Raw genomic sequence first — 1354 nt, forward strand, 5'->3', positions numbered from 1 at the left:
GGCGTGAGTAGTCGTGAAGCTTGAATTCGTCACCCTTGTGATAGAACTTGACGGTGGTGGTTTTGCCGGCGAAGTAGACGGCCATGTCGTACTTGGCCGCTTTCTTCTGGCGGCGGGGGAAGTTGCGCAGCTGAATGCTGTCAAAGAACTCTTTGCAGGCGGGTTTGCTAAGGTTGTAGACGTGTGCCACATCTACCCGGTGCACGGTCCAGCAGTCCGCTGGCGGCATGTCTGTCTCCAGCAGCTTCTCGACCAAAGCCACAAGGTAGCGTGCCGCTTCCTTGAAGTCAGAAGGGCCACCGTAGACGTTGTGGCCCAGCATGACCTTGTGCACGCTGGCTTCGATCAGGAGGTAAGGCTCGCAGGCGTGCAGGCGAGGGCGGCCAAGCTTGTCCAGGACGTAGTCCTCGTATTTGGGCATCACGGAAATGCGGGAGTCCCAAGAGCCGAGCAGCTGGCCGCTGAAGAGTTCGTACAGGACTTCGCCGCTGGAAAGGTCGCACCCAGACCGCAGAATGCACTGTTGCTCGATGCGCCGCATGATGGTGCGGTCGATCGGGGGGGACTTGATTTTGATGGTGTCGTAGGCCATCAGAATTCCGCTGGGCTGGAAACAGGCCGAGTCTCATGCGTGAGACTGTCAGGCGGTGCTACCACGCCCGCCTGACTAAAAGCGGGGTCGGGGAAAGCCTCGCTGCGGCAGCCATCCGGCAGCGCTGGTATCCCCGCAAGCGGGGCCCCTCCAGCGCTGTCGGCTGGTGCGCAGCTGCAGGTGGGTCCGCCACACACCGCGACGTTTCCACAAGGTACGGTGACCCTGGTGCGCTCCGGYCACAGGGTCTCTAGGGTCCAGCAGTCTTTGCCACTCGGTGTGGTCCAGGGCGCACGGATGATGGCGCAGTAAACGATCTTTCCCTTGCGGGCGACGACGTGCTGCACGAGGACCTGGCGATCGCGGGCGGCTTGGCCGCAGCGAGCCGCGTGGGCCTCGTGGGTGTAGGGGTCCATGACTGTGAGCGTCATGCGATCACGCGAACGGTGACGGGGGACATGCCGAGGGCCAAGATGCTGCGGAGGTAGACGGCGGCGTCTGCGGCGCTGTAGCCGGACTCAATGACCACATCCCCCGTGCCGAGGCTGTCGGTGTATTCGAGTTGATACAGAGTCGTGCGGTTTACCGTTTGAGCAGTTGAATCACCCCCAGATTGAAGGAGGCTAGAGCGGGTGCTTTCAGCCAAAATGACCTCCAACACAAGGAGGGAGTTGAATGAAAAGCTTGATCTGGATGGCAGCGCTGTTCGTCATCATCATGGTGGTCATCACCATCTTGAAAGCGAAGCGAGGGGAATCAGAG

Annotated in this window: 1 protein-coding gene; it reads right to left on the reverse strand. The window is 60.8% G+C overall.

From position 1 onward, the window contains the following. Positions 1 to 592: phage/plasmid replication protein, II/X family (locus AC1D1X_RS23425; protein ID WP_477699360.1), on the reverse strand; the 592-nt coding region annotated here is incomplete at its 3' end. Positions 593 to 1354 lie beyond the last annotated feature (762 nt).

It is taken from the genome of Polaromonas sp. P1_G4 (assembly GCF_056405475.1).